Origin of the sequence: Methylobacterium sp., assembly GCF_019750675.1 — a bacterium.
Lineage (GTDB): Bacteria > Pseudomonadota > Alphaproteobacteria > Rhizobiales > Beijerinckiaceae > Methylobacterium.
The window spans coordinates 1-5309 of sequence record NZ_JAIEOF010000114.1 but is presented as its reverse complement, the minus strand read 5'-3'; the positions used below and the strand labels follow the sequence as shown (position 1 = coordinate 5309).

Sequence of the window (5309 nt, the reverse complement as noted above, 5' to 3'; positions counted from 1 at the left end):
GGCCATCGCCACCGCGACGGATCGGACCGAGGCGATCTTGAGCTTGCCTGCGCCCGCCCGCAGGGCCGCGACGCCGGCGAGGAAGACGGCGCCCGGGACCTGCGCGCAGCCCCCGAGGACGAGAACGCTGCCGCGGTCGTCCTTGCTGCCGGCGTCCGGGGTCGGGAGCGGACGCTCCGCCAGGCATGCCGCGTCGAGTTCGGTCCCGGTCATCGCACGTCTTCCGTCGGCGAGGGTTCGGCGGTGACGGGGGCTCCCGCCCGCTGCACCGGGGCGACGAAATTGTAGCGTGCGAGGTGGAGGTGCCCCGTGGACCCCGCCTCGGCCCGGAACGCATACTCGGTGACCGAGCAGTTCAGGACGTCGCCCTCGGCATCGATGCCGAGAATCTCGGCCTCGCTGAGATTCTCGATCAGGTAGCGCAGGCAGAGCACCACCACCTGATGGGCGACGATCAGAACGCGCTTTTCGCCGTGGTGCAGGGAGACCGTATCCATCGCGCTGCGCAGGCGCAGAATGACGTCGCACCAGCTCTCCCCGCAGGTCGGGCGATAGTAGAACTTGCCCAGGCGTGCACGCAGGTCGGCCTGCTCCGGGTGAAGCGCCTCGATCCCCGATCGGGTCAGTCGGTCGAGGAGCCCGAGTTCCTTCTCGCGGAGGCGCTCGTCGACGTAGTCCTTCGGCGCGTCCGCCGCCACGCCGCCGGCGTCCCGGATGCCCGCCACGGTCTGCTGGGCCCGGCGGTAGGGCGAGGTCAGCACCACGTTCGGGCGCTCTGCCTCAGGCATCTCGGAGAACCAACGCCCCAGCGCCTCGGCCTGCCGGCGGCCGCGATCGCTCAAGGAAACGTCGACGTCGCGCTCCGCGATGTCGATGCGCTCGGACCCGGCCTCGAGGGCGGCGTCACGGGCGACGTTGCCGGCGCTCTCGCCATGTCGGACGATCCAGATCCGGCTCGGCCAGCGTTGCAGCATCCGTCGGGTTCCTCGGCGTGTTCCACCTCGGCAACGTTCCGGCGGGGCACCCGTTCGCTCCTGCGTCGTTCGCGACGCGACGTCCGCGCGTCAGGCGGGCTGCCAGCCCGCGTTCGTCCGGGCGAAATCGCCCGGCCCGAGATCCCCGTAGCGCAGGAAGATCTGCAGCACCGGCTGCATCTCGCGATGCTCGGCCGGCAGATCGGCGCCCGGGCCGTAGGGAGCCTGGGTGTCCACCGCCGGCACGTCGCGGGCGGCGTCCCAGCGGATCGCCAGGGCGCGGACGCGGGCGACCTGATCGGCCGACACGTCGAAGGTGACGTGCTCGGGCGTCTCGCCGGTGGCCTCGTCGCGAAAGACGTCGCCGACATCGTCGGTGGCCAGCTTGGCCAGGGTGTTGTGGTAGGCGTAGCGCCCCGGCTTGAGGACGGCATTGGCAGTGAACACCGCGAGGGCGTCGCCGAGCGCGCGGTGCTCCTCGTCGGCGCCGTCGTCGTCGCCGGTGACGTTGAAGATGTCGCCGTCACGGTCGGTGCTGCCGTAGGGCGCATCCGGATGGACGATGGGTGCGCCGACACCTTCGGAATTCCAGGCCACCACCATCCGGCGGATCAGCGCGATGCGCTCCAGGGTGAGTTCGAAGGTCGGCTGGGTCATCGTCGGTCTTTCGCCCGTGGGGCCGCGCGGGGCAAATCGTGGTCGCGGGAGTGCATGCCGCGAGGGATATGGAGCGGCAGGTAGCCGATCCCATGGCCCCGGGCTACCGCTTCAGGCAGCCCATCAGACCCGAGACGCCGTTCATGCGCGCCTGGATGCGGGTGGCCTGGGCGCGCACGCCCCGCGACGGCAGGGCGGGATTGCGCAGGATCGGGTTCGGCAGGACGGCCGCCAGCAGGGTCGCCTCGCCCCGCGTGAGCGCGCGGGCCGGCTTGCCGAACCAGCGCTGCGCTGCGGCCTCCGCGCCGAACACCCCCTCCCCCCACTCGGCGATGTTCAGGTAGATCTCCATCGTGCGGGGCTTGCCCCACAGGGTGTCGGCCACGAGCGCCAGGGGAATCTCCAGCGCCTTGCGGATCACCGAGCGGCCCGGCCACAGGAAGACGTTCTTCACCGTCTGCATCGAGATCGTCGAAGCGCCGCGACTCGGGCCGTCCTCGTCGTCGACCACGTCGCGCAGGGCGCCCCAATCCACGCCGTCATGCAGGCAGTAGCGCTGGTCCTCCGAGGCGATCACCGCCTGGATCAGATAGGGGGAGATCGCGTCGAGGCCGACAACCTGCCGGTCGACGGACTTCAGCGTCAACCATCGTCCGAGCATCAGGGTTGAGGGCGGGGTCAGCGCACTATAGACGAGCGCGAGCGACAACAACAGGACGAGGCCGATGACGGAGAGGAGCAGGAGGCGATTGACGATCCACCGCGCGCCCCTGGTCCGCGGCCGGCCGGATGCCCCGCGCATCGGCGGCGGGCGCTCCGAAACCTGCCGCAGCGGTCGCTCCGCGCTGTCTCGCTCGTCCTGAATTCGAACCTCCCCCGCCCGCGACCCGAAGACGTCTGACCGAAGGCCCGACCGAACATGACCTCAACGCAAGGATCCCACGCTTCGGTCAAGGCGGATGCCCCGGTCGACGCGTTTTCCCACAGGCTTGCCACGGTCGCCGACACGGTGGAGGCCTACCTCGCCGAGCGGCTGAGCCCCGAGACCCAGGCCGGCGAAATCACCCGGCCGGTGCGCCTGATGGAGGCGATGCGTCACGCCGTTCTCGGCGGCGGCAAGCGCCTGCGCCCCTTCCTCGCCATCGAGACCGCCCGGATGCTCGGCGGCTCCGAGACCGGCGCCCTCGCGGCCGGTTCGGCGATCGAGCTGGTGCACTGCTACTCCCTCGTCCACGACGACATGCCGGCCATGGACGACGACGACATGCGCCGTGGCAAGCCGACCGTGCACAAGGCCTACGACGAAGCCACCGCGATTCTCGTCGGCGACGCGCTCCAGACCCTGGCCTTCGAGATCCTGGCCGATGCCGCCTGGCAGCCCGACCCGGCGATCCGTGCCGACCTCGTGCTCGGCCTCGCCAAGGCCTCGGGCCTCGGCGGCATGGTCGGCGGCCAGCTTCTCGATCTCGGCGCCGAGGGCCGCTTCGGCCCGGTGTCGCTCGGCGTCGACGACACTTTGCAGATGCAGGCGATGAAGACGGGTGCGATCCTGGCCTTCTCGGTCGAGGCCGGCGCGATCGTCGGCGGCGCGACGCCGGACCAGCGCAAGGCGCTCCTGCGCTACGGCCACGCGCTGGGCCAGGCCTTCCAGATCGCCGACGACATCCTCGACCGCGAAGCCTCGTCCGAGGCCATGGGCAAGGCCACCGGCAAGGACAAGGACGCCGGCAAGGCGACCCTGGTCGACCGCCTGGGCCTCGATGGCGCCCGCGCCGAGTGCGACCGCCTCGTCGGCGTCTGCGAGGAGGCGGTGGCGGCCTGGGGCGACAAGGCCGAGACCCTGCGGCAGGCGGCGCGGTTCACGGTGGCGCGCAAGGTCTGATGGCGGATCGAACGCACCCGTCCTTCGAAGAAAAAAACTGATCGCGAGTTGATGTCATGACCTCCTACAAGCTCCTGCTCCTGCCCGGCGACGGCATCGGCCCCGAGGTGATGGCGGAAGTCGAGAAGGTGATCGGCGCCTTGGACGCGCTGGGTCTCGCCCGTTTCGAGATCGAGCGCGATCTTGTCGGCGGCAGCGCCATCGACGCCCACGGGAAACCCCTCACCGACGAAGCTCTGGCCCGGGCCGATGCCGCCGACGCCATCCTGCTCGGCGCGGTCGGCGGACCGAAATGGGCGGATGTCGCCTACGAGATCCGGCCGGAGGCGGGCCTCCTGCGCCTGCGCAAGGATCTCGGCCTGTTCGCCAATCTGCGCCCGGCGATCTGCTACCCGGCGCTCGCCGACGCCTCGGCCCTGAAGCGCGAGCTGGTCGAGGGCCTCGACATCATGATCGTGCGCGAGCTCACCGGCGGCGTCTATTTCGGCGAGCCGAAGGAGATCACCACCCTGCCCGACGGCTCCAAGCGCGCCGTGGACACGCAGGTCTACACGACGGCCGAAATCGAGCGGATCGCCCACGTGGCCTTCGACCTCGCGCGCAAGCGCTCGGGCCGGGTCGCCTCGGCGGAGAAGCACAACGTGATGAAGTCGGGCGTGCTCTGGAAGGAAGTCGTCACCAAGGTCCACGCGGATTACAGCGACGTCACCCTGGAGCACGTGCTCGCCGACAATTGCGCCATGCAGCTCGTGCGCCGGCCCAAGCAATACGACGTCCTCGTCACCGACAATCTGTTCGGCGACGTGCTCTCGGACGTGGCGGCGATGCTCACCGGATCGCTCGGCATGCTGCCCTCCGCGTCGCTCGGTGCCGTCGATGCCAAGGGCAGCCGCAAGGCACTTTACGAGCCCGTTCACGGTTCCGCGCCGGACATCGCCGGCAAGGGCTACGCGAACCCGATCGCGATGATCGGCTCGCTCGCCATGTGCCTGCGCTACTCCTTCGGGCTCGGTGAAGCCGCCGACCTGCTGGATTCCGCCGTCACCCGCACCCTGGCCTCCGGCGCCCGTACCCGGGACATCGTCGCCGAGGGCACCACCCCGATCAGCACGTCCGAGATGGGCGACGCGATCATCCGCGAACTGAAGCACGCCGCCTGAGCGGCGCGCCCTCAACGCAAATGAAAACGGGCCCCGTGAGGGGCCCGTCGCATATCCAGCCCTGGGGCCGGATTTAGTAGGGGTTGCCGAAGCGCGAGACGTAGGAGGTCGGATCGATCGCGTCGACGGCCGAGAAATCGACGTTGCGGATCGCGCTCGAGCGGGCGCCAATGAACGGGCCGTTGGTGATGGGATCGGGCAGGATGCCGCCGCCGAAGCGATCGTTACGGCCGTAGGGCGGCGAATTCAGATAGCTCGCCGTGATGAAGTGCGGGTTCGTCGCCGGGTTGCCGACCGAACCGTTGTTCGCCTCGACCACGTTGCCGGCATCCAGCCAGCTGCGCGGACGGATGCGGATCGGCAGGGGCTGGCTGACGCGGTAGCCGGCCGGCGCATAGCGCCCCTGGGCCTCGGCGGCGGTGTTCGCGCCGACGGCTGCGAGAGTGAGAGCGCCCATCAGGGCAATCGAGACAGAGCGCATGACGCACCTTCGTTGAGACTGTGAGACTTTAGGCCGGTTTCCTTAAGAAACTCGGGGCCTCTGTATGAAGTGAAGACGTGCCAGAGCGGCCGAGGTTCCCGGATTATGGCCGCGCTTCGCGAGATCGCCGCAGTTTGGCCTCATTTTTTCGTGTG

At 69.6% G+C, this 5309-nt stretch carries 6 protein-coding genes and 1 pseudogene; 2 read left to right on the top strand and 5 right to left on the bottom strand.

The features are described 5' to 3' along the window. From K2X24_RS05940 to mtgA, 4 genes and pseudogenes are all read right to left on the bottom strand, one after another. A pseudogene (locus K2X24_RS05940) lies at window positions 1-213 on the bottom strand (NAD(P)H-hydrate dehydratase); the annotation flags it as partial. Next, window positions 210-974, bottom strand: coding sequence for a histidine phosphatase family protein (locus tag K2X24_RS05935; RefSeq protein ID WP_292495639.1), 765 nt, complete (start codon window positions 972-974; stop codon window positions 210-212). The gene K2X24_RS05935 and the pseudogene K2X24_RS05940, both read right to left, overlap by 4 nt. A gap of 90 nt (window positions 975-1064) precedes the next feature. After that, complete coding sequence (locus K2X24_RS05930; protein WP_292495636.1) at window positions 1065-1631, bottom strand: hypothetical protein; 567 nt, start codon at window positions 1629-1631, stop codon at window positions 1065-1067. Window positions 1632-1734: 103 nt separating this feature from the next. Further along, complete coding sequence (gene mtgA / locus K2X24_RS05925; RefSeq protein WP_292495633.1) at window positions 1735-2433, bottom strand: monofunctional biosynthetic peptidoglycan transglycosylase; 699 nt, start codon at window positions 2431-2433, stop codon at window positions 1735-1737. A 117-nt stretch (window positions 2434-2550) separates the two neighbouring features. Here mtgA and K2X24_RS05920 point away from each other — a divergent pair, with 117 nt between their 5' ends. Further along, the gene (locus K2X24_RS05920) at window positions 2551-3513 is read left to right on the top strand and encodes a polyprenyl synthetase family protein (RefSeq protein WP_292495631.1); all 963 of its coding nucleotides are present in this window, start codon (window positions 2551-2553) and stop codon (window positions 3511-3513) included. 56 nt (window positions 3514-3569) lie between these two features. Next, window positions 3570-4673, top strand: coding sequence for a 3-isopropylmalate dehydrogenase (gene leuB, locus K2X24_RS05915; protein ID WP_292495629.1), 1104 nt, complete (start codon window positions 3570-3572; stop codon window positions 4671-4673). Between the two features lie 73 nt (window positions 4674-4746). On the opposite strand, the gene K2X24_RS05910 is transcribed toward leuB, so the two are convergent. Continuing rightward, window positions 4747-5154 (bottom strand): hypothetical protein, encoded by a 408-nt coding sequence (locus K2X24_RS05910; protein ID WP_238280820.1) that lies wholly within the window; start codon window positions 5152-5154, stop codon window positions 4747-4749. Window positions 5155-5309 lie beyond the last annotated feature (155 nt).

Coding starts and splice junctions, on each gene's coding strand:
- mtgA (WP_292495633.1), bottom strand. CDS start 2,433: ATGCGCGGGGCATCCGGCCGGCCGCGGACCAGGGGCGCGCGGTGGATC.
- K2X24_RS05910 (WP_238280820.1), bottom strand. CDS start 5,154: ATGCGCTCTGTCTCGATTGCCCTGATGGGCGCTCTCACTCTCGCAGCC.
- K2X24_RS05930 (WP_292495636.1), bottom strand. CDS start 1,631: ATGACCCAGCCGACCTTCGAACTCACCCTGGAGCGCATCGCGCTGATC.
- K2X24_RS05920 (WP_292495631.1), top strand. CDS start 2,551: ATGACCTCAACGCAAGGATCCCACGCTTCGGTCAAGGCGGATGCCCCG.
- leuB (WP_292495629.1), top strand. CDS start 3,570: ATGACCTCCTACAAGCTCCTGCTCCTGCCCGGCGACGGCATCGGCCCC.
- K2X24_RS05935 (WP_292495639.1), bottom strand. CDS start 974: ATGCTGCAACGCTGGCCGAGCCGGATCTGGATCGTCCGACATGGCGAG.